General features: G+C 63.0%; 19 protein-coding genes. 5 read left to right on the top strand and 14 right to left on the bottom strand.

Features of this window, described 5'->3' with window-relative positions:
* Window positions 1-15: 15 nt before the first annotated feature.
* The 10 genes from E3T35_RS06235 to E3T35_RS06280 form a co-directional block, all read right to left on the bottom strand.
* The gene (locus E3T35_RS06235; protein WP_134378156.1) at window positions 16-3978 is read right to left on the bottom strand and encodes a helix-turn-helix domain-containing protein; all 3963 of its coding nucleotides are present in this window, start codon (window positions 3976-3978) and stop codon (window positions 16-18) included.
* A gap of 422 nt (window positions 3979-4400) precedes the next feature.
* Window positions 4401-5570, bottom strand: a complete 1170-nt coding sequence (locus E3T35_RS06240) for a hypothetical protein (RefSeq protein ID WP_134378157.1) — start codon at window positions 5568-5570, stop codon at window positions 4401-4403.
* A gap of 163 nt (window positions 5571-5733) precedes the next feature.
* Window positions 5734-6390 (bottom strand): hypothetical protein, encoded by a 657-nt coding sequence (locus E3T35_RS06245; protein WP_134378158.1) that lies wholly within the window; start codon window positions 6388-6390, stop codon window positions 5734-5736.
* Window positions 6391-6597: 207 nt separating this feature from the next.
* A complete protein-coding gene (locus E3T35_RS06250) occupies window positions 6598-8526 on the bottom strand; it encodes a relaxase/mobilization nuclease domain-containing protein (protein ID WP_166789851.1) in 1929 nt (642 codons plus the stop codon).
* Window positions 8526-9098, bottom strand: coding sequence for a plasmid mobilization relaxosome protein MobC (mobC, locus tag E3T35_RS06255; protein ID WP_134378160.1), 573 nt, complete (start codon window positions 9096-9098; stop codon window positions 8526-8528). Before mobC ends, E3T35_RS06250 begins: the two co-directional genes overlap by 1 nt.
* Window positions 9099-9457: 359 nt before the next feature.
* Window positions 9458-9733, bottom strand: a complete 276-nt coding sequence (locus E3T35_RS06260) for a hypothetical protein (protein WP_134378161.1) — start codon at window positions 9731-9733, stop codon at window positions 9458-9460.
* 325 nt (window positions 9734-10058) lie between these two features.
* Window positions 10059-10925, bottom strand: a complete 867-nt coding sequence (locus E3T35_RS06265; protein WP_134378162.1) for a DUF2637 domain-containing protein — start codon at window positions 10923-10925, stop codon at window positions 10059-10061.
* Window positions 10922-12772, bottom strand: coding sequence for a DNA polymerase (locus tag E3T35_RS06270; RefSeq protein WP_134378163.1), 1851 nt, complete (start codon window positions 12770-12772; stop codon window positions 10922-10924). The genes E3T35_RS06265 and E3T35_RS06270 overlap by 4 nt, the downstream gene beginning before the upstream one ends.
* Window positions 12769-15408: a DUF3854 domain-containing protein gene (locus E3T35_RS06275; RefSeq protein ID WP_134378164.1), complete on the bottom strand. Its 2640-nt coding sequence runs from the start codon at window positions 15406-15408 to the stop codon at window positions 12769-12771. Before E3T35_RS06275 ends, E3T35_RS06270 begins: the two co-directional genes overlap by 4 nt.
* A gap of 970 nt (window positions 15409-16378) precedes the next feature.
* Window positions 16379-16603, bottom strand: a complete 225-nt coding sequence (locus tag E3T35_RS06280; protein WP_134378165.1) for a helix-turn-helix domain-containing protein — start codon at window positions 16601-16603, stop codon at window positions 16379-16381.
* Between the two features lie 169 nt (window positions 16604-16772).
* On the opposite strand from E3T35_RS06280, the gene E3T35_RS06285 reads away from it, so the two are divergent.
* Window positions 16773-17345, top strand: a complete 573-nt coding sequence (locus E3T35_RS06285) for a hypothetical protein (protein WP_134378166.1) — start codon at window positions 16773-16775, stop codon at window positions 17343-17345.
* A 90-nt stretch (window positions 17346-17435) separates the two neighbouring features.
* Here the strand turns inward: E3T35_RS06285 and E3T35_RS06290 are convergent, their stop codons facing one another.
* The 4 genes from E3T35_RS06290 to E3T35_RS06305 all read right to left on the bottom strand — a co-directional run bounded on the left by E3T35_RS06290 (window position 17436) and on the right by E3T35_RS06305 (window position 21767).
* Complete coding sequence (locus tag E3T35_RS06290) at window positions 17436-18986, bottom strand: recombinase family protein (protein WP_166789852.1); 1551 nt, start codon at window positions 18984-18986, stop codon at window positions 17436-17438.
* A 413-nt stretch (window positions 18987-19399) separates the two neighbouring features.
* On the bottom strand, window positions 19400-20032 hold the full coding sequence (locus E3T35_RS06295; protein WP_134378168.1) for a hypothetical protein: 633 nt from the start codon (window positions 20030-20032) through the stop codon (window positions 19400-19402).
* Entirely contained in the window at window positions 20029-21207 is a 1179-nt protein-coding gene (locus E3T35_RS06300) for a hypothetical protein (RefSeq protein WP_134378169.1), read from the bottom strand. Before E3T35_RS06300 ends, E3T35_RS06295 begins: the two co-directional genes overlap by 4 nt.
* A complete protein-coding gene (locus tag E3T35_RS06305) occupies window positions 21204-21767 on the bottom strand; it encodes a recombinase family protein (RefSeq protein ID WP_134378170.1) in 564 nt (187 codons plus the stop codon). Before E3T35_RS06305 ends, E3T35_RS06300 begins: the two co-directional genes overlap by 4 nt.
* Window positions 21768-21932: 165 nt before the next feature.
* Here E3T35_RS06305 and E3T35_RS06310 point away from each other — a divergent pair, with 165 nt between their 5' ends.
* From E3T35_RS06310 to E3T35_RS06320, 4 genes are all read left to right on the top strand, one after another.
* Window positions 21933-22448, top strand: a complete 516-nt coding sequence (locus tag E3T35_RS06310; RefSeq protein ID WP_134378171.1) for a hypothetical protein — start codon at window positions 21933-21935, stop codon at window positions 22446-22448.
* A gap of 298 nt (window positions 22449-22746) precedes the next feature.
* Window positions 22747-23667: a hypothetical protein gene (locus E3T35_RS06315; protein ID WP_134378172.1), complete on the top strand. Its 921-nt coding sequence runs from the start codon at window positions 22747-22749 to the stop codon at window positions 23665-23667.
* A gap of 6 nt (window positions 23668-23673) precedes the next feature.
* Window positions 23674-23814 (top strand): hypothetical protein, encoded by a 141-nt coding sequence (locus E3T35_RS19175; protein ID WP_166789853.1) that lies wholly within the window; start codon window positions 23674-23676, stop codon window positions 23812-23814.
* Between the two features lie 639 nt (window positions 23815-24453).
* Window positions 24454-26094, top strand: a complete 1641-nt coding sequence (locus E3T35_RS06320; RefSeq protein WP_134378173.1) for a ComEC/Rec2 family competence protein — start codon at window positions 24454-24456, stop codon at window positions 26092-26094.
* Window positions 26095-26127 lie beyond the last annotated feature (33 nt).

A 26127-nucleotide genomic window follows, 5' to 3' on the forward strand; every position in this document is an offset into this window, starting at 1 on the left:
CTCAGCGAAGCGCGGTCAGCCGTCGTCCCCCATACGCTCTGCTTCTGCGTCGTTGCGGCGGGCCTCGTGCTGGTAGCTGTCTGCAATACTTCGCAGCACGCGGGCGGTGCGCGGCCGTCGGGTCGCGATCTTGGCAGCCATGTCTCGGTACTCCTTTTCCAGTTCACGCTCCTGGTCGCCTCCGTCGAAGATGCCACGCGAAGTGACTCCTCGCTGATTCGTCTTACCGATGTGCAGACCGGTGTCGATCCGTGCGTTGCCAACGTTCTCGATGATCTCTCGGACGGCTTCGGCGGGCCAAACGCCGTCAGATCCAACGGGGCTTGATGCAAGAACTTGGCCGATCTGCTCGTCACCGATTGATGCTCGTCCGCTATCCGAAAGAGCCAGGCGCGCGGCCCTGACCCACTCCATCAGATGGTCGGCGTCAATTGTTCCGTCCTCGGCGAGACCTGGGAGCTTCTGCCACTTGTGAAGCACCGAGAAGGACAGATGCGCGAACGCTTGCTCCTGAGCGGTGGGGGTCCGCTTTGGTCCGCCTTCGGCGCGGAATATCGCGCTGATCATGTTGACGAAGTCCGTTGGATCGTTGCCCAGCGCCCGATAGAGGGCGCCGGACGGCTTATGGTCGTGGACGAGTTCGAAGAACATGAATTCATAACCGGGAAGCTCGGCATCGTCGGGAACCCGCTGCTCCATGTGCTCAAGGAGAGTGCCGACGTAGTAGCCGCTCATTGTCGAGTCTTGAATGGGCTCCGTTCCTTGTCGCAGCGCGTTGAAAACATTCTTGAGGAGATCGATGTCAGGCTCCTGGTGGTCGTGCAACATGGCACTCAAAAGGGCAGCGGCCTCCCAAGGGCGATCGTGCTGAAGGAGTAGCCGAACGGCGTCGGCTTGGTCGCCGGGCGGAACTTGGTAGTGCTGAGCGTGTTTCCAGTACGCCGCTTCGAGCCCCTCGCCGAGTGAAGGCACCTCTGCCCAGTACTCACGGGAGAACGGGACAGCCGCCATCAGGATCTCTCGCGATTCAGCCTCTTGAAGTGCTGGGCTGGATAGGGCGCTCGTCAGCCAGGCGATGCCATCCGCGTTGATTTTCGCGCTCGCGAATGTCAGTGCAGCCTGCCGGAGATTCGGCTCGGTCGAGTTCAGCCATCCGAGAATCTCCTGGTCGGGAAGGTCGGCCGTTGTGCCGAGCAGATGTCCAATGATGTGTGGCGTCTTGACGTCGATCGTCAGCGACCGAAGTGAGTCCGGGCCGCGAGCGAGTACCTCGTTGAGAGCTTGTCGCTGTAGGCGCGCGAGTTCGACGTCGTATCCCTCGTCGCCCCGCCTGAGGTTAGGAACATGGGCTCGCCAGTCGAAGAGGTTGGAGAAGCGGCGCGCATCCTGAGCAGGCGCAATAGCATCGGCAAGTGCGCGAAACGCCGCTACATCATCGGCAGGCATAGCCCAGGCTGCGTCGGCGTATTCCTCGTGTCGATCCGCTTCACTGCTGAGCGCTTCCCAGACCGCGTACTCGTCCTCGGATGACCAGTTCTGAGCGTCGACAACTTCGCGCAGCTTCGCGACCACAGCACCCCGCTCATCGGGCGGGAGCTCATCGATCTGGGGAACGAGTTCCTTCCAGCGGGCTGCGTTTGTGCCTGCCGCCGCAATCGCAAGGACCACCACCCCGTGAACGAAGCGACCCCAATCGGTGTACGTGACCGACTGACTCGCAGGTGTCCAGTCGCGATATGTCGCGCTGTAAGGCGGAAAAGCGATCGCGTGGCTGCTGGGCCATACGCCCATCGACAGCTTCCATCCGACCTCGGGTTCGCGGTGCATCAGGCGTTCGATGATGGCAAGTTTTTCGTCGACGCTTGCGCCACTTTGAGAGATCCAGCCCGCCGTGACGTTCTGCAGACTCCCGATTGGTCGGTTGCTGAGCCGACCGCCGGGATCCAGAGAGGACAGGCGTCCGAGAAGACTCGCGGATCGGCCGAAGTAAAGCGGGGACCAGCAAAGAGTCTCAAGCGCCCACAGGAGGTTGGTGTGGGGTGAAGACGGACCGAACATGGTGTCTGCTCCGCCATCTTTGAACATGGTTTGAAGGACCGGGCCAACGCGATTCAGGTCGAGCTCGACTGCGTCCTGAAAGACCTCGGGGGCCGCTTCAGCGAGGCTCGGAAGCGCACTTGCGAGCCTCGCCCATGTTGCCCCGGTTTCGTCCGCGTTGGCCGTACCGAGCAACTCGTAGACAACCCTGCTGACGCGGCCCTGCATTGCCAGCTCAGGTGGAAGTTCCTCGTCGCTGGCAGCCGTCAGCGCCATGCTGCTCGCGAGGCCATTCTTGAGCGTTTCAGAGTAAGTCGGGTTATTGCCTTGCGCGCTCGCCATCAGTCGAGTTACGGGATCCATATCTTGGTGCGGATCACGTTCGAGCAGGACTTCCGAGACCACTTCATTCCACCGCGTCAGATCGCCGTCGGTGAGTTTCGGAAGGAGGAGGAGCGCGGCTTCTGCAGGCGATGTCAAACGCCACACCCCACCCGAACGAACGAATGGCGCGTCTGCGCGGTTGGCGAGACTCCTCAACAGGCGTTCGACATCGTCCTTTGATCGTCCGGTCAGCTTCTCGATCGCGGCGAGATCGCCCTCACTGCTCGTCCAGGACCCAGCCAACAGCAGCGGGGCGAGGACCGCAGCTTGCTCGGGGTTAGCGACCCACTCAGGAGCGCGGAAACGTGGCTCCCGTGCGATCGAACGAACCAGCGCGGGGACACTGCGACGCGCGAGTGCGACCATTGCCTCCGCTCTGTTCGAGTCGGAAACAATCGCCTTCAGCGCTTCGCGCGCCGCAGCCCGGTCAATCTTCTTGAGGTCGATCTTCTTTGCGTTCCGGATGATGTCGTCAGGCTCGGCGATCAATAGCACCCGATGCCCGCGATCGACGGCGGCTGCCAAGTCGAGCTCGCCAGCAAACAGTGGGATGAGAATCAAAGGGATGGAGGATTCGACCAACCGTTGCCAGGCTTTGTCTTCCGTCACGACAAGGGTGCGATAAAGTAACTCGCCGTGCGCAGCCAGTGCAGAAAAGATGAACGCGAGGGCTTCATCACGCCAAGGGGCCTGGATGGCGACAATCGCGTCGACCGGTCCCGCGCCAGTGATGGCGGTACGCAGCTCCTCGGCTTCCGCGGTGCGTCCTGCGGCGAAGAAGCCCGAGGGAAGCTTCACCGTGGTGCGTCCCTGGAACATTTTCCACCACTGTTCGATGGTTTTCGCGTCCTTGGGCAAGTAGCCCAGTCTTTCGGAAATCCAGTAGTGCACAGGCGGCGACGCCTGAAGCCAGCCTTCAAGAATGTGTGCATCGATGGCCTTTACGCCTGAAAACTTCGCCTCTGTTGCCTGACCTGATGCCCATGCCTTGGCGCCGGCCCAGTTGCGGGGCGTGGCGAACACAAAGGTGGAGGCCGCGTCGACGGGCAGCGCAAGCACCCGCTTGTCGTAGTCGCTCTGCGCTTTCCCCTTCGAGTTGGATTCAGTGCCAAACTCGAATCGCAATTCGCCGGCCGGAAGATAGGTGCTGCCCGCGGACGTTGCAGACCCGTCCCAGCCCGGCGCCGCAACACCCTCGTGAGCGCGCACATCCAAGTTGGTGATGCCCGGCGTAACCGAGAGGAGGCGGCGCATCAACTCTGGGAAGGCGCCCTTTGCGTCATCTCGCGACGCCCAAATGTTCAGTTCGTTAGCGGTGACGAGCTCAGGTCCGTCAGTACGTAACGCGGGTGCCACCGAAGAGGCGGTCGCTCCCCGTTTTTTCTGCAGCCGAAGCACCTCGTCTCGAGCAAATCGATGCTGCGTCGAGCCGGGAACCCGAGCCGACACCAGCGTGCCTGCTGTCACCCAGTTCCTGACCGTGTTCTCGTGCACGCCAAGACGTCTCGCGGTCTCGCGAACGTTCAGAAAGGGTTTGAGGTCATCATCACTATTCATACCAACAGTGTATCACATTGTGGACTTTGTGTACTTTTGCGGGTGTGGCCCGCCGCGGGTGCGTATGTGAACTCCCTCCGAGATCGGTGCGCGTCGGATCGTTGTCCTGGTCGTATCCGGCGATCGGCCTTCTCTCATCGACGTAGCCGCGGATTAGCTGGCCGGGCTGCGTCTCGTCGGATGCGAGGAAGCGATGCACACTTCGCGTTTGCAGAAGGTCGAAAAGGCCGTCGAGCTTGAATAGCGCGCTCGAGTCGGCGGGTCACGGAACCGCTGTTGAGCGTATATATTTGTGCACAGCTGACTGCTGACCAGCCGTTCGACAGGAAAAGTCTGACGGCAAACTCGGTTCTCGAACAAAGTTCCGCCGATAGTCCAGAGGCTTGGCAATCGAGAAGAAGACAGACAGCCAAAGCGTTTGCTCAACGGTGCGACGCTTCAGCCGCATCGACGGAGCTGCGCACGGATTTGAGCCTGCGTAGGCCGTGCATGGCAGCGTTGGATCGGTTGCGCGTCCAATGGGGCACCAGCTCGGTCAGAGGCTCCACTGCGTCCATCAGAGAACCGGGACGGGACCGCCTATGGATCCACCCGCCTGATGCGGTTGCTGCGGCGTACAGTAGTCGAGTGAATGGCTCTTTCAAGACGGGCGTGTCCTCGGGGAATTCTTTGCTCATCCAGTATTCGTAGAGAGCGTAGAGGAAGCCGGCAGGGAGGAAGTCCCAGGTGAAACGCGCGACGAATGCCTTCCAATACGACAGCACCTGGTCGTCGGCGCGGGTGAGATCAGATCCGTAGAGCTGTCGGGCGACGGCGGCTGACGGTACCCCGATCGCATCGGCAATATTCGCCCAGGAGCGCGCGCTGTGGGGATCTGCGCGAAGCTCATTAACGTGTGAGCGAATTTGCTGATCGATTCGATCACGCGCGGCGCTCATCGCTGTGATTTCTTTGAGGGATGCTGACTTGTCTGAGCTGGAGGGCCCCTGACGTGTTGTAAGTCGTGCGGTCGAGTCAATCTCGGTTGTCTGGGCATCGTTCTCGACGAGCCACGTTCCGAGGTATGACGTCCCAAGGTCGTCGAAGCGTCGGAACAAGAAGACGTTGATAGGCAGGTTGTGGTCTCTGAGAAGCTGCAAGATGGATTCGGTTTCGGCGTCAATGGAGGCTGCAACGATTGTGAGAATCGGGGTTGCACCGACTTCCGCTGGTAGCAATCGGTGGAACTTGTTGTAGAAAGCTTCCGCCAGAGTGGTGTCCGGGTGATCGGCGGCGAAGATGCTACTGAGTTCGGCCCGGCTCAGTTGAGCGGCCCAAGTGGCGTAGCCAAGTATCTGCCCGATGACGTCGCGGTGCGCCATGCCGCGCTTGTCTTCGACCACAATGGCTGTAGCTGTCCCGTCCATCGCGAGAAAATCGATGCGGCCACCAAAGGAGGTTTTGGCCTGTCGCTTGATCAGGAGGATATCGCCCAGAATTGACGGGTCCGACTCGATGGCGGAATCCAGCTGCCACTCCCGTGAGACGGACGCAGGTGTGACGCGGGTGAGGTTGTTCCCGTCCACCCGCCACAGCCCCATCGCTACGCCCATTGGCCAGGACCCCCAAGGTAATGGGTCGCTGCGACAGACGTGCAGTCGACGAGAATATTGGCAATGACTCTCTTAATGGTCCTGTTGATCACTCCTTCTCCAGTCACTTGGTCATATAGTTCAAGCCGACCCCGCTGTCATCGGCAGGTGACGGCCACGATTCTCATTGCCAATCGTCTGCTTCGACGATCTGCTTCACAGCGCTTACGTCGCCGCCGTCGCGGAGCCACTCGACGGGCGTCTTGCGCCCATTTGCGACGAGGCTTGGCTGGGGTGTCGCCATGAATCCGGCGACGCTCTGCCAGTCCCACCGCGGGGTGACGACCTCGATGACCTCGGTGAGCCCGGGAATACGCTTGTCGGGATGTCCGACGTTGAATTGCCAGACCGGGAAGCGGAGCCGCCCGGAGATCTCGATCGCGTACAGGCGTTCCGCGGAGGTTGCCGCCCGCACGGCGTCTTCGTCCCAGCCCAGGAATCCTGTGACGTTCTCGAGCGACATGGTTGCGAACAGGTTCGACAACCAGACCTCGGCTGCGCCCAGCAGCAGGGATCCTCTGTCGACTTCTCGCGACGTCGAGACCAACTCGTCGGCGGTGAAGGCCCCCGATTCGATCAAGAAGGCCTCCTGCTGCCTGGTCAGCCTCTTCATTGAGGCTGGTCTCATCGCAAGCAGCATGTCGGTGAGGGCACGGATGATGTAGTCCGAGTCACCTGCCAGGTGGTCTATGGCTTCTCCGAGTTGTCGCAGGGCGTCATTCAAGACCGGCGGACCGACTCGTCCATCGGCGCTGTCCTGGGCGGACGCGAAAGGGGTCATGAACGGCAGATTAGACCTACTTCGGCGCCGTTGCGACTGCGTAGGTAGGCCTCCGAAAGGTCACCTGTCTCTCCATGGTGCGGATTATTCTCAGATACGAGGATCGGGAAAATTGGGCCTTGGCTCGGCGGCTCATAGCTTCCTAGAAGACTCACAGGCTGGGAGTGGATATGGGCGGAGTCATCTGGTGGCGGCGCAACGGTGTCGTCAGTCTGTGAGTCCGTTTCGCTCCCGACTGGGATTCGCGCCTGGCGTGGTGTCTTCGAACAACTCGGGATACGCCATTCTCCATTTACGCTGCTCGGGCGTCATCGCTTGGTTCGCCGCGTGCTGCTCCGGCGACACGGACGGAAGGCCTAGGTGCCGGATACGCTCGTTGATCTTGCGCAGCTTCTCGGTAGCTTCTTCGGCTGTGGGTGTGTTCGTAATCCTTTCAGCGAGCTCTTGCTCACTGGTTGCCACGGGAGTCATCTGGGTGGCCGCCCGGGCCTCCTGAATTTCGCGGAGGGCTGAGAGTGATACGCCGTCGGGTACCGGCAAGGTAGCGCTCTGCTCGAGCGGCGCGGGGGCCTCGTCGGTCTGTGTCCCGACATCAGAGGCCTTGGATAGCATGTAATCAGGGACCTCGCCCTGAGTTTTAGCGTCCGCTTGTTCGTGACCCTCATCTAGCGCGGCCGTCCTTCGTTCCTCGATGGACGACTTCTGCTGAGCTGGCTTCGTCGCAGGGGCGGGTTGCCGCGGCTCGGGGGCTCTCACGTGGTGGTCCTGCACTGTGGCTTTGGGGGAGGAAGCCGCGGTGGTTCGTTGAGACTTCCGTCGCGCCTCTTTCTCAAGGGTCGTGTTTGCGAGGCGTGCCAGCTCGCGGAAGTCACCGAAGTCCCTGGCGTGAATGGCTGCGTCGAGGTCTTCGATCATCGCATCGAGAAGGTCGTTGTCCGCTTCTTTCTCGATCTGTGCGGCGCGCTCTTCGGTCTGTGTCATGTGCTCATCGTGGGCGAGCCGCGCCACGACGGCTTGAGCATCGGCCAACTCTTGCGTCGTCGGCACGGAAAGAGGCTTCGGAGCGCCGACACGTTGCTGCTCGGGGCGCCGCTCTCGCTGCTGACCGGAGGACTTCGCGTTGAGCTGCTGCAAGGTGCTGTCGAAGGCGTAGTGGTCGCCCAGGGTCGTGCCGCGGACCGGTGTCTTCATATCGTCCAGTCGGTACGACAGCGCATGCTTCTCGTCGGGCTTCCCCGCGCGACTGACGCGGTGGTTGACGGTCACCTCGTACTCGGACATTACCTCGACGAAGCCGTCGAGGTCCGCGGAGCGAGGGTCGTCCATCGAGTCCTCGAAAGCGGCGCGGATGATGTCGTGGTTCGAGATCGCACCCTTGGCGGCCATGCGCCGGTCACGCGTGCTACGCTTCTCGGCTCTCTGCTCCGCCACTGAGGGGAGCTTCTGTTCGACGCCGTACTCGGCGCCGCGCTGGGCGATGAACTCGTCGGCGCGCTCGCGCAGCCGGCGGATGTCAGTGAGGGCGCCGGACATCTTTCGACCGGCCTCCCACACCTGACCGTCGATCTCCATGCGCTCGACGACGACGGCGTTCTGGACGACGTGAACGTGAAACAACGCTCTGCCCGGTGATCCGTCGAGGGTTGCCGCACCCAAACCGTCTGCCTGGCCGACGCACTTCATTTGGACGCCCGGGTAGAGGCCCGTCATCATCGTCGTGACGAACTCGAATGCCCGGCGCACCTGCTCGGGATCGTCGGGGTTCACCTCGTCGAGGCCGAAGCTGACGATCACGTGCACCGCCTGAATCTCGTCGACGTAGCCGTCGCCCTCGCGGCGGACGTGCGTCGCCGCGGTGCTGCCTGCCGCGACCGCCCAGTACTTTCGTCCGTTCGGGCGCGCGCGCCGAACATGCGTCGCGACCTCGCCAGGCTCGGGCAGCTCGTACTTCGCTGAGACCTTCCGCTTCGCGCCCTGCTTGCCGTGCACACGACGTACCGCAGCGAACTCCCGCTCGGCGGTGGGGACACGGCACCGGATGCCTTCCGAGTACAAAACCCGGGGTTCAGTGCCCCCGGCTTTCTCCTTCTCGGTGTAGCGCAGTAGGCGCGCGGCGATCGCCGTCTTACCGATCACTACGACTGGAATGGCAGCACCGCCAGTACCTTCGCGTCGCGCTCGGCATCCGCCGTCATCTGTCGCCGGATCTCGACCAAGGCCCGCTCGACGCCGAGCAGGGCGTCGGTGTTGACCTTGCCCGTAGCGTTGGCGACTTTCGCTATTTGGTTCCAGTTGTGGCCAATGAAGTGGAGCTGGCGCGTGCGCTCGTTGTAGCTCGTCGTGACCTCTCGGACTGCGTCGCGGACCTCCGCGAGCAGAGCCTCGTCAACGGCGGCCACGGGGCGCTGAGTCTTCGCGGACTGGTGCGTCTCGTCGTGCTGTAGCGCCGCGACGAGCCTGATCATTTCACGGACCGCGTCGGGTCCCGACGCAGCGCCGAGCTCGGCTTGAACGAACGCCAGGTCATCTGCATCGTCGGTCGTCATCCTCACGGTGACGACAATGCCCTTCACCGGGCGGGCCGAGCTGCGCTCGTTCGCCCTCTCGCTCGCAGCTGCGCTGCGGCTTACGGCAGAGGACTCGGCGGCCACCTGAGGGGTGTCCGCCTCGGCCATCGTCGGGCGCTCCCAGCTCTTCGCTTCGCTCATAGCCCGCGCCCTCCGTGTGTCCTGTCAACAAGCCTGTCTCGCATCCGGTTCTTCGCTTCTTCGAAGCTTGGACCCGTGCTCAACAGTCTAGTTGACAGGACACTGGCAAGCAATCCGACCGAAATCATTATCGCTGCGCTCCATGATTCGGTCGGACCGGGTAGTCCCTCTCGCTCCGCTCGATGGACTGCCCTTTGCATGCGGGGGCGCTGCCCACTCGACCCCGATCAAGGCGGGCGCTGCCCCCCTCGATACTCTCACCCGTGCGGGAGGGCGCTGCCCTCCCGTGACGCTGCATAGCACGACGAAGCCCCGCACACCTGAACGGTGATGCGGGGCTTCGTCGTGCCAGGCAGCCGCTACAGGCCGAGCTTGGTCCGGAGCGTCAGGAGCCGCTGCGTCTCGCTCATGTCGTCCGTGACGGCCTCAACGCCGTACTTCGCGTACAGGTCGGCGACCAGCTCCATGCGCTGCCGATCACGGTTCGCAATCACTTTCGTGCGGAGCAGACCCATCCGCTTTTCGGCTTCGGCGAGGAGCTGTTCAGCGCTCTTCGGCGCCTTACGCCTAGGCTCGACCTTCGTTGCCCAAGGGCCTGCCTGCGTCGCGTTGGCGGTGCTGTGGAAGTCATTCATCAGAGATCCGTTCCTGTGTTCATTCGTTGTAGTGGTCGGCCCCTTCCAGAGGGGCCCGGTCTATGGGGTGCGGGACCGAGGGGCGGAGCCGGTGGCTCTCACGCTCCTCGTATCGTTCTTTTCGATGTGCCACGTGCAGTGCTTCAGCGCGGTCCGCCGGGACCGACAGAACAATTTCGTCATGCTTGATCGCCCGCAGGCACGGCAGGCGTGATCGTCCTTGCCGGGCTCGAAAGCGGAGACGTGCGCGGGGTCCTGATGGTGTGCGGCGATCGCTGGTGTCATGCCAGTTCTCCTTCTCGTGTTCCAGTAGTTCGGAAACTACTCACCCGTTGGCGCGCAACATGTCAGGAGCCTGCTTGCGCGCATCCGCTAGACGACGCAACACTGTCCGGTCGGTCAAGGGCTTTCCTGATTCCTCGAACTGCTGTACCAGAGTTTCCTTTGTCACGTCGTGCCCTGTCGTGGCGCGCGACACGATCCAATTGACCTGTCCTGCCCGGTCAATCGGGATTGACTCCACTGCGTGCAAGCGCGTCACCTGATCCACAGGCGTGACAACCTCCGGCGCACGAGTGGCAGGCGCGACAGCGACCGCGTCAGGCGCGACAACCTCTGCCGCGCCCGTATCGAGGACGGTGACCGCGGCGACAGTGTCCGCGACCGCCGTGTCATCCACCACTGTCAAGCTGACAGGCACAGATGTCATTGGCACGACAGCGTCCCGGGTAGACACCAGCTCCGCGACAAGCTCTTCTGCCGGTGTCAGTAGGCGCACGAGCATCTCGCTGGACAGCAACAGCCCGACCGGCGGGATTGCACCCACGAAGATTGCGAACGCCATCGAGATGCCCTGGGCCTGGTCGTACACGGCTGCTGTGTGCACACCATTTCCAACCACCGACACGGTGGCGAATCCCGACAATGTGACCCATGGCCACGCTGTCGCACGGCGTGAACGACCGCGCCACGCGAAGATCACGAGCATCGCGGTGACGATGCTGCCATCCACGATCAACGGCCACGCCCACGCAATATCGGCAGGAACGCCTGAGCGGGACGCGAGGTCGCGCAACACCTCGAACGACAGGACAAAGGCGAGAATGGAAATCCCAGCCACCAAAACCGTGGCCACCGCGGTCAGCCAACGGTCGACGCGAACCGGAGCTGCAGCCCCTCTCGTGGTATTCATGCTGCTCTTCCTTCCTTGCTTTGGTTGTCAGTCGTGTGCCACGTGCAGCCCACATGGGTGCACGTCAAAAGTTCTCGGTGGTCGCGGGCGGCTTCGGGCCATCCCTTCTTCTCGCTGCGGTAGCAATCAGCCCAGTCGCGCCCTCGATCAGACCTGTCGGCCAGAACCAGAACCGACGCCGCATCCGGCGCGATCCGGTAGGCGAATTGCAGTGCGTCCAGCACGGCCGCCTCAGCCTCATCGGCACGGTGCTCAGGCACGGAGAGAATAATCTCGTCATGGACGATGGCTCGTAGGCCCGGCAACAACCACTCAGGCAGGCGCAAAACGCCCTCCATCATCAGATCGCGTGCTGTGCCCTGCCCGATGTGCGCAGGCGCCTGGGTGTATTCCTTGCCCGGCTGCACCCGCATCCGGCGACCAAACGCATTGGCGATTACCTGACGGGAAGCATCAGCGCGTATCCACGTCTTGAACGCAGCCAAGCCTGGAAACTTCAGTTCCAGCGTCGCGAGTTGCCTCTCAGCGTCGGCAAGGCTGTATCCGGCACTGGCCGCCAGCGCCGCTGGCCCCATGCCATAGGTTGTTGCGTGCGTGATCGCCTTAGCGTCACCGCGCCGAGGGTGATGGCCGGCGCCACGGACCCAACCGTCTTCACCGAATACCGCCGCTGCCATCTCGTCGTGCATGTCCTTGCCCGGCGCCAGCGCCGCGATGTAGTTCTCGTCCTGGCAGTGCATCGCCATTGCACGAGCATCGATCTGCGACAGATCCGCACCGATGAGCACGTGCCCGACGTCGGGCAAGAGCATCGCTCGCTCGCAGATGTTGCCACGATCACGTTTGCCCATGACTGACAGACCGGGGTCGGTAGTGCTGATCCGTCCCGTGGCCTGTACCGCCGCAACACCCGGGTGCACGCGCCCGTCTGAGCTTGAGTGCTCCAACAGGGTCTGTGCCATTGACCGCTCCCCGTTGAAAGTTCGCAGTGTCTGGCACAGCTCCATCAATCCCACGTTCTCCGGGTGCTGGGTTTCAAGCTGGGTTAGCGCCTCCTTACCCGTCGCCAACGCACCCGTTGGTGTCCGAGGTGGCGTGACGCCGAGGTCGATGAACGCCTTCTCAAGAGCCAAGATGCCAGCCGTCGTCGTGTGCGGCTTTTTCCCCTCCAGCGGCAGACCGTGCACGGTATACAACCGCTTCTTCAGAGCCTGAACGCGAGCAGCTCGCTCGGCGATCAATCGCTGCACAAGATCAAGGTCAAGACGGAAACCGTGCTTCGCAATGTGACCCAGTCTCCACATCACCTGGTGTTCTCGCCGCAGGTAGTCATCGACGACTAAGAGTTTGGACAGCTCGCGCACTAGCTCAACGTCCTGCACGAGGTACCGCGCGTAGTCCGGATGGTCCACGGGGATCTTGTCGTACCCCTCGAACTCACGGGCTAGTGCCTTGAGCGCGGAGCCGCAGTCTCCCGCGAGCTTCCCGCCAAGTTCCAAGCGCTTGGCGAGGGCATCCAAGTTGTACCGGCGCGCGTCAACCTTCCCCGAAAGCGGTGGATCGTTTTGTCGGGCAGCCAGCAGTGTGTCCATCACGCGGTCCTCGCGCACCAGACCCGCCAGATCGAGGCCGTAGTACAGCTCCAAGGCAGGCAGGTCGAACCCGAGCACGTTGTGCCCGACAACGAGGTCGGCCTTCTCGATCATCTCGACCACCATGGCGATGTTCGTGGTCGTGACCACTGGGGAATCGCCAACGGCGAAGCCGGCGAGTCGAACGAAGCCGGGGCCGTAGTCCCACAGCCGATCTGCGTCGGCGGTTTTAAGGTCCAAGTAAAGGGTGCTCACGACGCATCACCGCCCAGCTCCGCGATCGTCTTCCCGCTCATCGGAGGCATCGCCCGAGCGACCCGCTGCGTGAAGCCCTTGCGACCCGTGAACTCGATGAGCTCGCCGGGCGCAGCGCCGGCGGCAGGACGCGGGCCTGCCGGTGCAGGGGCCGCAGCGGGACCCGGGGCAGGGGTAGGGGGAGAGGAGGGGGTAGGTAGCGGGGTGACACCGGCGGGAAGCTGTTCGATGACGTACGCCTTACCCCCCGCATGCACCTTCCCGTCCTGGCGGATGCGGATGCGGTCATACCAGCGGGGGTGCTGGCCGTAGTACATCGAGAGCTTGCGTGCGTCCAATTCATCCCACGCTTTGCCGTACGGCGGGGATGCATCCGGGTCGGCCTTCGCCTGAGCAAGAACCTCGGAAGCGCCGAATTTTGTGCCGACAGGGAATCGGCCTTCGACCCACTTCCAGTGCTCACCGTTGTCCACGGCCTCGCTGTCGGCGGTCTCTCTGACCGTTAGCACGGTCGACAGGAAGCCGTTGATCCCGGCATGATGCAGGATGCCGCCGACGACTCGCTGCCACTCCGTGAAGGACTTGAATCCGAACGGCTTCGTAGCTTCGGGCTGCCCTTCTGCGTACCAGGCCCGAACAAGTATCAGTACGGCGCGCAGGAGCTCTGCACGGTTCTCAGGCACCCACGAGTCCAGGTCGTGCCTGAAATTATCCCGCGTCTCGAGGTCGGTGCGGTCGGAGGCCAGGCGGCAGGTGTACACGCGGCGAATCATGTCGCCGGGGATCTGAACGTTGTTGCCGAGCCCGTACCAGCTCGCCATGTTCGGCAAGCTCAGGACCTCAGACGTCCCGAGCTTGCGCCCCTCATATATCTCCGAGGTGAGCACAGCGCCCAATGAGTTCGAATCGAGACGAGATGTGCCGTCCTTATCCTGGACCTCGTCCAGGTTGATCGTGTCTGCGCTGACCCGCAGCTTGGCAGTGATTCGCTTGTCCATTTCCTCGTCCGACTTCGGCGTTGTCTGAATGGACGCGGGCACGCCAAACGCGACGCGGTGGATGACGTCGAGGCAACCGCCCTTGCCGACACCGCGATGAATTCCGTCGAAGACGAGCATGGGTACCTTGCCGACGTTCGCTCGGATGACGGGTGTGATCAGGCCGGCGATGGCGTGCGTTTGATCCGCCTCAGACGCAAACGCCCACCCATCGCGCCCGCCCACACCATCCATCGCGAAGAGATCGTCGCGGATGAGTGCCGCCGCGGCAGCGATGTCCGCATCGGTTGGATGCTCGGGCACGACGATGCCCTGGACATCGGGAGTCAAGTCCAGGAAGACGCCGTTTTCCGGGTTGTAGCCCGGGGTGGTGCTGACAGCGCCGTCGGTCAGGACGAGGGGGGAGCGAGTGATCCCAGACAGCCACGGAAACCGGTCGCTGTGGTCCGCGACTAGGTCGACCAGCGCGTCAGCCAGCCCGGCGGGCAGAATCGACCCGTTCGGCGTGGTGTACGGGTACACGACGTCAAGTAGCTCGCGACGCAGCGCACTCCGGGTGAGTGCGCTGGCCTTCAGCACGCCATTCTGATTCTTGCCGTCTCGGCTACGGCGCACTCGGACTAACTCGCCGTCGCGCTGGAACACCCGCACTCCGCCGCTGCCTTGGATAAGAGCATCGAGCAGGTCCAGGGACACCTGCCGCATGTCCCGGCTGACGTCAATGCCAACGCGGCCGTCGAATTGGTTGCCGGTGGTTGCGAGGTTTGCGATCCCGGTGGCTGCCCTGTCCCGGATTGCCTTGCGCATCTGGTCTCGTTGGCGCTGGGGAAGATCGGCAGGTCGCGACTTGGCGTTCGTAACCCAGGCCTGCAGCAGCTCGTGACGGGCGTCGTCGCCGGACTGCCGCGCGAGCAGGTCGTCGAGCCCATCCTTGTCGGCTCCGGGCAGCCGAGCGAACTTGACGCTTGCGGCGCCGTACCCCTCGCATGCCTCGCCGAGCGCCGCAGCGCCGTCGTAGACGCGGATGTTCGTCTTCGCGTCCGCGTCGGGGATGATCACTACTGGGCGTCCCCGGACGACGGCCAGGAACGGCGTGGGGGAGCCGGACTCGTCAACGCCATCACCAGCGACTCGCCAAGCCCAGATGCCGGCAATGCGGTAGATAGACCACGTGTCAGGGGCCCAAGCGAGTGCAGCCAGAGCCTGCTTGACGCCCTCGACGATGAGGACGACCTCGGCGTCCTTCACGGCGCGCAGCTCCGGCAGCGTCGGAGGGTTACTCTCCTTGCCAGGGGACACGTACTTGCGGAACAGTCCCGCGGGCGTGGTCACGCTGTCTGGGGCTGGCTTTACCTGCCCGGTTTCGGATCCGTCCGGGTGCGTCATCGGGAAAACAAGCGTCGGGAACACGCCGTCGCCACGATTGGCGATCCACTGTGCATACTTGGGCAGGTCATCGCGCACGTACGCGCTGCGGATGCCTTGCTCGGCCGCCACGGACGCAGGGATCGCGCTGCTGCGAAGCTCCTGCGCGTGCTCGCGAGTCAGATTCAGGTAGTCGTCGAGGGGCGAGCCGACATCGGTGGCAGAGTCACCAGATCCGGCGCGATTCTCGTCGTTTCCGTCTAGATTGGTCATTGAGGACGTCTTTCCTTCATGGCCCCGAGCAGTTCCAGCTGCTGCGGGGCCCTATATGTATTTAGGTAGCCGGTGCGTTTCGGGACGTCAGAAGGACGCCGGCACGACAAGGCATTGAAGTCGCAGCAACTCGAGCGCAGGGCGCGGGCGACGCGAAAGCGCTGAAAGAAGCTCGCTGAGGCGGCTTGAATGGCGCGGTGGCTGTGCGAACGGACGCGAACGCGCGAGGTAAATGCTCGCTGAGGAGAGCGGGAGGGCGCGCCCGGTGACTGCTCTCCGTCATGCTCTCCGAGTATTTCCCCAGAGCAGCGGCCGTTTCCACGGTGTGGGAGAGCAGGAGAGCAAGACGGCGTGCCTCAGGCCATCACGAGTATGCGTGTGCGTGTGCGTGTGCGTAAGGCACGTACGCACGCACAGAAGCGTGCACACACACTTCCCCGCGTAGAGATCTCCACTTCCTGCTCTCCAGCTCTCCCAGGTGATGTACTTCCCAGTCGTGGCGCGCAACTCGGCGGAGAGCAAGGGTGATTCTGCTGCTCTCCCCTTGCTCTCCCGCTCTCCGTTTGCTCGCCCAGTGGAGCCCCGCTTCGCTCGCCAGCCACGCGCGACACCCGAGTGGCTGGGCGTCCTTGCCATGGTCGAGTCGATCCTCGAAACCGGAGACTGTCCGAGACCCCATCGGACTCGCGGGAGTGCGGAGTCGTCGCTCTGGTGTGTACCGGGATACTCGAATGCGCGGCTTGTAACGGGTGTGTGGGTCGTGGGGCCTCCACCGAAGCCTTGGCCTGCGGGCCGTCCGCCGATTTCGCTCACTTGTGACCACCGCCGACCAAAAAGAGGCCGCGAAGTCGCAACGCCTGCTGCGCAGAGAGGGCCGGCGCGGAAGCCGCCTCAGCGCGCGCCCACGCGCGAATCGCCTCAAGTTCCGTCATCGGCGGCGACGTCCTGGTTCGCTCAAGGACCGCGGCGGTCATCGGGTGCCCCGCGAGGGGGCTACGAGCGCCTCCAGGTACGCGTCGAGGTCGGCGGGAAGGATCCGCCAGCGCCCGCCCACCTTGTAGGCAGGTAGCCGTCCGGTGCGGATATCATCGCGAAGGACGAAGCTCGATCGCCCGCTTGTGTCCTCCGCCTGCGGTACGGTGAGCGCGCAACGCAGGTCGTCGTATGTCGGTGTCGATGCATCACTGGGTATCACGGAACACTCCTAAGTAGGTCGTGTCCCGAAGAGGCCGCCGCAACGAGATTGAGTTTTCCAGCCATGGATTGTGTTGAGTGAAGGCTCCGCCGGATCTTGCTTTTCTGTTATGTTCGTTACATTAGTTACGTTTCCTATCAATGTCAACACTAGGAAAAGGATTCAATTCGTGCCCATTACTCCAGAGACCGAACTACGGGAGCGCAACTGGCACGTCAGTGCGTCACATGGGCTCATCGACGTTCACCCGGGCGTGGCGATCCCGCGCCTCGTGCGCGCGTGGGGGCCGCTGAGTAGCGCGGCGTCAGTCGAACCAGGTGGAGCGACCGTCGACGAGGGTTTCCGACTTGAGATCGAAGCTGCGTTCAGTCAGGCGCTTGGCCATTACACCCTGCGCTCCTTCTCCGTCGTTGCGCCAGAGGATGAGGAAGTTACAGGGACATTACTGCGCACGGTCACGCCGCTCGGGGTCATGCGCTGGATACTTCCGCGTACCTTCCAGCTCGACGCTTCGGCGCTCAGCGTTCCCGTCGTGGACTTCGTCGCTCCAGAGCTCAAGCCATATCGGAAGGCGTCTAACGGGGGATCGGTGAGCATCGATCTGACGGATGTTGGAACTGTATATCGCCTCGCGGCGATTGTGCGGTATCCGCCAGCGAAGGCGGTGGCCGAAACGTTTTGTCTCCAGGCCCGCACCGCCACCAATTGGATCGCACGGGCCCGGGCCGCCGGCCTGACCTGATCGAGGGCGAGAGGCGTCCCCAGTCCGGCGTACCCCGCCCAGGTGGGGCCGGCACCGAGGTGGAGCCGGCACCGATGTATCTGTTCCGAGCTAACGCCAGTCGTAGGTGACTCTGCCAGGATTTGGGCCCTTTCGCCCCACCGCCTCCGGCGGTACACGGTGAATCCTTGGCACGATCAGTTCTCTGATCACGTGGCGCTGCCACACGATGTCACCGGACTCCTCCCGTTCTGCCCACATCTCGCGCACCCGTCCGGACTGAGCCAGTTCGAGCACCAGGGGGTCAGCTGCTGCCAGCAATTCGAGTTTCTTCCGTGCACCTTCGATCTTGGGTTCCACAAGATCGCGCTGTTCTGTGAGCATCCGCAGGTCGCGGCGACGCTCGGCCTCCATCGCAACCTGGTCAAGCCACTCCTGGTGACCTCGGATCTCCTCCAGAACCGCATCGCGCTCTGCATTAACGTCTTCGTCCTGTTCGCCCAACGTAGCCAGGAAATCAGGGCGCTCCAAGCGAGCCAGCACGAGCTCCGTGATAATCAGGTCAAGGTGCTCCTCGCGCATCGAAACATGAAAGCCTGGCCGCCCCGGCACGCCGATGCACTGGTATGCGTGGTAGCGAGGGCGTGGGAGTCGCTCGCCGTTCTTGCCAAACTGCTGAACACCGCCGTTCTGGCGGCCGACACGGGTGCGGGCACCGCACTCTCCACAGAGGGCGATGCCGGAAAGTAGATGCTTGGCCGGCCAGTTGTTGGACTTGAAACCCCTCGAATTCATCGCCAGCTGAAGTTTCTCCCATGTCTCCGGGGTGATCAGAGGAGGCCAGATGCCTTCGTACGTTGCGAGTTCACCCTCGGTTGGATTGTGCATGCGCATGCCCGTGTACACGGACATGGTGAGCATCTGCTTCACAGCGGGCGCGGTCCAGCCCATCGACTTGCGGTGTACCTCGCGCGCCGGGCGTCGTGGCGGGATGCCCTTCTCATTGAAGGTAGCCGCGATGTCGTAGTACGAGCGGCCTGCGAGCACCATTGCTGCGGCTTCCTTTACGACCCATGCCTGGTCGGGGTGCTCAACCACCTTGTCGAGGACCCGCATGCCGTTGGGCTTCACTGAGTAAATCCGTTGATATCCGTAGACGTTCTTGCCGTGAGGCCGCCCGCTCTTGGCGGCAGCACGCATATCTCGTTTAAGCCGCTCGCTGGTCTTGTCGGACTCGTATTCGGCGTCAGATGCGTCCTCGCGCAGGCTACGACGGTCGCGGGAATTGCTCGGGTCGTACACGCGATTGTGCGTGAGAACCCAGATCTGAACCCCACGGTCACGGCAGAGATCGATGAGATCGATCCACTCGCCTGTCCGGCGAGAACCTCGGCTCGACTCCCAGATCGCCAAGAGATTGGCTTCGAACCGGCCCTCGTCGAGATCCGCGATTAATTGAGCGAAGCCTTCTCTCCGCTTGGTCGCATAGCGACTGGCACTGCGATTGTCGTCGCGGTATGGGGTGGGGTGGACCTGCCAGCCGCGCCGATGCGCCTCTGCGGCCATCTCTTCGTGTTGCTGATCTGGGCTCTTACCTGTGCCCGAGCGGTCGAGTGAGACGCGCAGATACTCCCGCACACGTAGGTTTTGATCATCCAGCACGTTACTGACCCTATGGGGTGACTGTGTCATGCGGGAACTGAGAGGAGGCGGGATTAAGCACGACGCGTTGGGGGCGGTCGGTAACCACGTGTGCTCATGGTGAATGATCTCACCGGGTTCCGATCTGCGGCCTCGCAGTGCTCAGTGAAAAGCTTCGAATCCGTGCCGTGCAATGGGCGGGCGGACGACGTTTAGACACCGAAGCCGTTTGCGCACCTGGCTCGGAGTGAAAATTTACTCAGGTGTATGGGTTTAAAAACCATTGAATTGGCTGCACAGGATTTGGAGCTCAGATCCGCCCGCTGGGACTCGACGTCGTAGTCTGCGGTCTCGTACACGGCACTGGAGCCGATCATGGGATCGTAGGAAGACCTATGGCCCCGAGTCGACCTCGCGATGATGGGACGCCCCGGCTACCGCTCGCCCTCGAACGGGTCCACCGCGCTGTGCACGCCGTGCTGGGGGCACACGAAGGCGATCCTGAAGCCATCGTCAGCCTCGAGTGGCTCTGGTCGGCAGTCCGCGCCACACTTCGAGCAAATTCTGTACACGGGGTCGCCGTCGGTAGGCGATAGCTCTAACCCATCCGCGTCGACTGGGGACTCTGACCTGTCGATGAGCGCGGCAAACTCCGTGTTGCTCAATGTGGTCAGGCCGAACTCCTTCGCCTTCCGTCGGGCTGCGTAATCCGCTGTGACGACGACCCATTCGGGTGCGTCCAGGTACACGCTATCCCTGGCTTGGCCCTCGAGCGCGCACGCGACGAGCAATGGATCCGCGCCGCCCTTGTTCCGGTAGAGATCGACGAGCCTCGTGTCGTCGACAGGAACGGTGGCCATGACCTGGATCAGCCATTCGAGGACCTGCGCCGTCGTCGGGTAGAGGAGACTTCGCAGGCTGCCTACGTCAGGGAACTCCCTCGCTTCGTGCAGCACTTCCTCCGGAAGCACCACGTTCTCCTTGAAGAAATCGCTTTCTCGGCGGCGCCGACCGATCTGGCTGAGCGTGTTCGTGTCCAACACATACCTCTGCCCATAGCCGCTCATCCCACGGCCCGCCTTAGGTCCATGATCTGGCTCGGCTTGAGGCGGTCCAGACACACTGCCCGGCAAAACTCGCGCTGCGAGATGCTCGACGCGTCCAACGCGCGCAGCATTCGCCGTGACAGTTCGCGCCCACCGTACCTTTTGACGGCGTTCTCCGGCAGGATCGCACTGCGCGGGCCGCCAGAGGGAATCTGGGAAAACTCGCTCCGCAGCTCGGCGAGGTAGTCCGTGGCGGCGTCGGGTCTGATGAGACCGAGGCGCATGGCTCGTACCACCACAGCGCTCGCGGTGACGTTGAACTCGTCGGAGGCGCGTTTCATGTCGTCCAGCGACGTAGGCCTCATCGACCGGAGCTGTTCTGCTGGCAGGAGCATCGCACCGGCGATGTCGTACTCCCGCCCCAGGTCAGTCTCCGCGCTGCCACCGTCCCACGTCATGGGGGCGAAGATCCTGCGACCGATGAGCACAGCCATCAGCGCGAGCGTGAAGATGGTGCGTCCGACAGGCTCCTGCTGGTCGCCGTGGTCGCCCCCAGCGAGGAAGATGAAGGGCACCTTGTTGTCTCGGATCGTCATGCCGCTGAACTTCACGTGCGACAGTCGCTGGGGCATGTAGTGCTGCACACTGCGGGCGACCAGTACCTGGTTCGCTTCAAGCCGCTCGATCATGAGTTCGAGCGCGTCGCCCTTCTTGCGGCAGGCGCGGATCGCTTCGTGCGAGAGTCCGATCGCGGCCATCAGCTTCGCCGCGTCCTCTTCGGGAGTGGGGGCCGCCTTGCTGATGACGCCCACGACTCTATTCTTTCCGAGTGTGCTGTCATGCCTCCTGAGCAGCTCCTGCTTGCGAACCAAATCCTTCACGATGAGCTCCACGTCGCGGAGTTCCACCTTCGCTCGCGAGCCAATCGAGAACGTGTCCTTGCTCACACCGGCAAGGAGCTTGTCTGTCTTCGCCGTAACTTGGGCATCGGCAAGCGCCAGAGGAGCGAAGAACAGTGGGAGCGGGATGTCGCCCCGCCGACAGAGGAACTCCAGCCTACGCAGCTTGATGCTTCCGGACGCGAGCGCGCGGTCGTAGTCCACGTACGTGCCCGCAACGGAGTTGTCGAGCAAGAGCGTGAACACAGCCCGATCGATCGGCACGGGCGAACCGTTCACGAGTACGTCGATCATCATGGTTTGCCCGCGCGCTCGACTGCCCGATGCACGGTCGATCGCGCGGTGCCGGAATCGTCCGCGAGCTCCGTCGTCGTATGCTCCCTAGACCTGTACAGGGCGACGCGGTGCTCCTCATGAGCGGGGGAGAGCTTCGGCTTCTTGCCGCGCAGGCGCCCCATGGCCCTGGCGACCTGCTTGCCCTTTCGCATCCGGATGACGTCCGCCTCGAACTTAACAACCATCTCGAATACGTTGAACAGCGGCTTGCCGGTCGGGTCCGTCGGGTCGTAGACGCTGCCGCCGAGGCTGAGGGCCACACCCTTCTCGGCTCGCGCCTTCGCGATGTTGTGGGCGTCACCGATGGAGCGCGCCAGGCGGTCGAGCTTGGTGACCACGAGCTGGACATCGGCGCGCACAGCGGCTAGCGCCTTCTCCAGGCCTGGCCGAGCGCGGCCAATCCCGGTGAGCCCGTGGTCGACATAGGTGTGCTTCTCATCGACGCCGAGAGTCTTCAGCGCGTCGAGCTGAGCGGTGAGGTCCTGCTGTGCTGTCGAAACTCGCGCGTATCCGATCTTCATGGCCCAACTGTAGCGATTTAGGTCCCGTCATCTGGCCCTATCTCGGGCGCCCCTTACAGGACGCGGGCGATCGCGAATCTATGCGGTGTCCAGGCTCGTCTCCAGGTGTCCGCTGGACGACCGCCTTCCGGGCAGGCAAGAACCGCATCGAGTAGCCTTCTTGTCGTGGATCTCGCGAGCATTCTTGTCAACCTCGGAATATTTTTAGCAACCGTCATTGCCGCCATCGTGGCCTGGAGAGGCGTGCGTGACGCACAGAGCGCACGCGACGACGCGGCCGTTCATGAGGCTCAAGCTTTGGCTCATGCTCGGGAGGCTGCTGCGGCAGCGACCGATTCCGCTGCGGCTCAGAAGCGGGCGGCGCAGGCGCTTGAGGCGGCAAACCGTCGGGAGCAAGCGCGCGACGCGCAACGAACGCAATGGAGCGTGGCGAAAGTCGGCGGCGGTCGCTGGCGTGTGTCGAATAACACGGGGGGCGTGGCCAGCGATGTCGAATTTGAGCCAGTAAACGAAGAGAATGTACAGATGGAGGACGGCCTTCAATTCCGTGATGTTGCTGCTGGGCAGCCGGTCTTCATCCACTTTGGTGGAGGCATGACGGATCCGCCAACAGCGACGCTGCGCGCGGAATGGAACGACAGCCTCGATCGAGCACAGACGGCGGTCGTCGTGCTCGGTTAGGTAGACCTTTTCGACTCCTTCTCCGACTCCCTGGCCGTCAGTGCTTCGAGACAGACGCCGGCGAGCTGCCTGCTGAGCAAACACCGAACCACCCTTCCACGCCACTTCCGTTTGCTTTACTGTTCGCAATCGGCGTGAACGAGAGACCCAGTGCCACTGGATGATAGGCACTCAGGGATGACCTGAGGCAGCTGAACCCACGCGAGTTCGACGCAGTACCGGAGCACGTGGCCATTGAATGTATGCCTCGTATGGAATCGCTCATATGTATGTCATCAGTGTCTGAGATGCTTGGGTCATGACCTTACTTGACGACGTGATCAGCCAAGCATCAGATGGTGAGGCCACAGCGATGTTGCGCAAGCTCATGATCGTGGCGCACCGTCTCAAGGCAGCTCCATTGCTCACGTGGGTGAAGAACGAACTGAACGGTTACGAGTCAAAGGACGACCTTCCGTCATACCGCGGACCGATGCACGTCAATGTCCAAGCCCTGATCACCGGGCCCATGGGCTCCAAAGGCACGAACACACTTAGCTCACACGGCGTGCCTGATGGATTCGAAGGCCTGTTTAAGATCTCCTTTTTCGACCCGCTGGCCGGCATTCAGTCATTGGCCGAGGCATCGGACACTGTCGGCATGCCTTGGGATCCAGCAGTGGTTGGGATGTACAACGGATGGATCGACGCGGGGAAGGTGCCTTTCTTGGAGTACTGGGGCGTCTACAGCGCGACCAAGACCGTACCGCCATCCACGCTCAAGGGCATCGTCGATATCGTGCGCACGAAAGCACTTGAGATGGCGCTGGATCTCCAATCCGAGTTTCCCGATGCCGGTGAGGTCGGCGGCCCCACGGTCGAAGAGCCCGCGGTCAAGGCGGCGGTTACGCACATCACGAACAACATCTACGGCTCTGTGACTGGCCTAGCTCAAGGAAACGAAGTTCGGCAGAAGGTGACAGTAAAGGTCGGTGATCTGGCCGGCGCACTGACTGCGGCGAAGTCGTTCTTGGCCGACGAAGCGGTCACTGCGCTGTCGAAAATTCTGACGGAATCGGGCGACGATGACGAGAAGCGAGGCCGACTCGCTAGCTTTGCACAGAGCGTCAAGGCAGGAGCGGTGGCGCTTGCCGGTGGCGTCGCCGGCAATATCGCGGCTGATGGCGTCGTGGAGCTGGCGAACCAATTCTTCGGCTGGGCATCCGGCGCAGTTAGCTAAGGAGGCGTGGTCTTCGTGGGAGGCAAGATGTTGCTCGAGCAGGACGACGGCCTCGAGGGCATCGAAGCCGAATCAGTAGAGGGCTCTATGCGCACCACCGCGGATACCTCAAATTTCCAGAACGCTCAAGGTGATTATGGACGTTGATCCGGCTGAAGGGCGTCGCGAGTCGATAATCGATTGCCTCGCCAGCTGAGACCTCAACGGCGCGTTGCCTCACGAGGCTGGAATGGCTGTACGAGAGCACGTCGCCGGCAATCTCACCCTTGCGCAGGCGATCGATGCGCGAAATACCTCAGCCCAGTGATCGCATCGGCAACTGACGCGGGCACGCTCCGGCCTTTGATGTTCTCGACGGTTGCGCCGTTGACTAGCGCTTATCGTCGAACGGATCGACGATGCTCTGTACGCCGTGTTGAGGGCAGACGAAAATGAATGCGCACGCCGAGACCGACCAGGTCCTTAATTTCAAACCGAACGGTCGGTCGGCTTATCACCGCGCGCAGAACGTGATGTAAGAGCGCTCAGCGGTTCACCTTACGTGACATCGAGTTGCTAGAACTCGGCCCCGACTCGACCGAGGGTCTCCTTCGCATCGTCCATGCCGCCCACAACGAACGTTCCAGTGGCGGTCTCGTAGAACGTGCACCCGACGGGTTTAGACGAGCACATGCCAAAGACCCCCGCGGCCGCGACCGTTGACCGGCACTGCACCACGCCAACGTCCGCCAATTCTTGGGCGACTTGATCCGCCTCACAATTAGGCACCCACCCCTGTTGTCATCTATGTCTGGAGCCAATTGTGCCATCGTCATCGCCTCCATCATGCTGCTCGGTGGCTACCTCCGGCTGCGTCGTTCCTGGCGCATCGCATTGTCGCTGCTGACCCTGCTCGGTTTCACCATCCTGGTCACACCGGAGCCGAGCGTGCTGCGCTCGGCGGTCATGGCCACTCTCACCCTGGTCTCGATCGGTGCCGGTCGCCCAGGGCGCGGCCTGCCGACCTTGCTCGTCGTTGTCATCGCCCTGTTGGTGAGCGATCCGTGGCTGGCCCGCAACTACGGTTTCGCACTCTCGGTACTCGCAACGGCCGGGCTGTTACTCCTCGCCGGTCCCCTCGCACGCGTTCTGGCCCAGTGGATGCCGTCTGCACTCGCCGCGATCATCGCGATTCCCCTGGCCGCCCAACTGGCCTGCCAGCCCGTGCTGATTCTGCTGAACCCGAGCCTGCCGCTGTACGGAGTTCCTGCGAACATTCTCGCCGGTCCGGCCGCGCCGATTGCGACGGTGGTCGGGCTGATCGCCTGCATGATGTTGCCGCTCCTGCCGGGCGTGGCCGCGGGCCTGCTCGCCGTGGCCTGGCTGCCGTCGGCCTGGATCGCCGCGGTCGCTCAGACGGTGTCGATGCTGCCCGGCACCCGGCTGCCCTGGCCCGGCGGTGCACCCGGCGTGCTGTTGCTCGTGGTCGTCACGGTGCTCACCCTCGTGGTCGTGCTGCGTGGCCGGGCCGCCACTCCGGCCCGCTGGCCGGCCGCGGTACTGGTCGTGCTACTCATCGGCCTGGGCGGTTACGCCGGGTCGCTCATCGGAACCGGCATCGGCCGTGTCGTCTCCTTCCCGCCCGACTGGCAGATCGCCGCCTGCGACATCGGCCAGGGTGACGCCGTCGTCGTGCGGGACGGCGATCAGTACGGACTCGTCGACGTCGGGCCGGACCCTAAACTACTTTCCGCCTGCCTCGGCACCCTCGGCGTCAGTCGCATCAACCTGCTCGTGCTCACTCACTACGACCTCGATCACATCGGCGGAGTCGACGCCGTGATCGGACGGGTGGACACCGCGCTGGTCGGCGTGCCGGAGAACGCCCAGGACGTAAGCCTGCACGAGCGGCTCGCCGCGGGCGGTGCCGCCGTTCGGCAGGCCGCGCGCGGCGATTCCGGTACCCTGGGCGGCCTCACCTGGAACATTCTCTGGCCTATTCGGGGAGCGACGACGATGCAGGTGGGCAACCCGGGAAGTGTCACGATCATGTTCGACGGGCGGGGCATCCGTTCTATCTTTCTCGGCGATCTCGGGCAGGAGGCGCAGGATGGCCTGCGTCGCGCATCATCGCCCGGCCGGGTCGATGTGGTGAAGGTCGCGCATCACGGCTCGGCCGATCAAAGCCCCGAACTGTATGCGGAGCTGCGGGCGCGGGTGGGGCTGATCTCGGTGGGGGTAAAGAACACCTATGGGCATCCGACCGAGAAACTGCTGAATATTCTCGCTTCGGTGGGCACGCTGTCGGTGCGCACCGATCGGGAGGGGATAGCGGTGGTCGCTCCGGGGCCGGGCGGCACGCTCGTGCTCTGGACCGAGAAGGTCGCCGACCGTGGTTCGCCGGCGAACCCCACGCCGGCTGCCGAGAGCGTCGGTGGTGCGGGATAGGCTTGGTCGACAGCCGCACGAAACCCAAGGAGA

The sequence above is a fragment of the Cryobacterium sp. TMT1-2-2 genome, assembly GCF_004403505.1.
Classification (GTDB): Bacteria; Actinomycetota; Actinomycetes; order Actinomycetales; family Microbacteriaceae; genus Cryobacterium; species Cryobacterium flavum.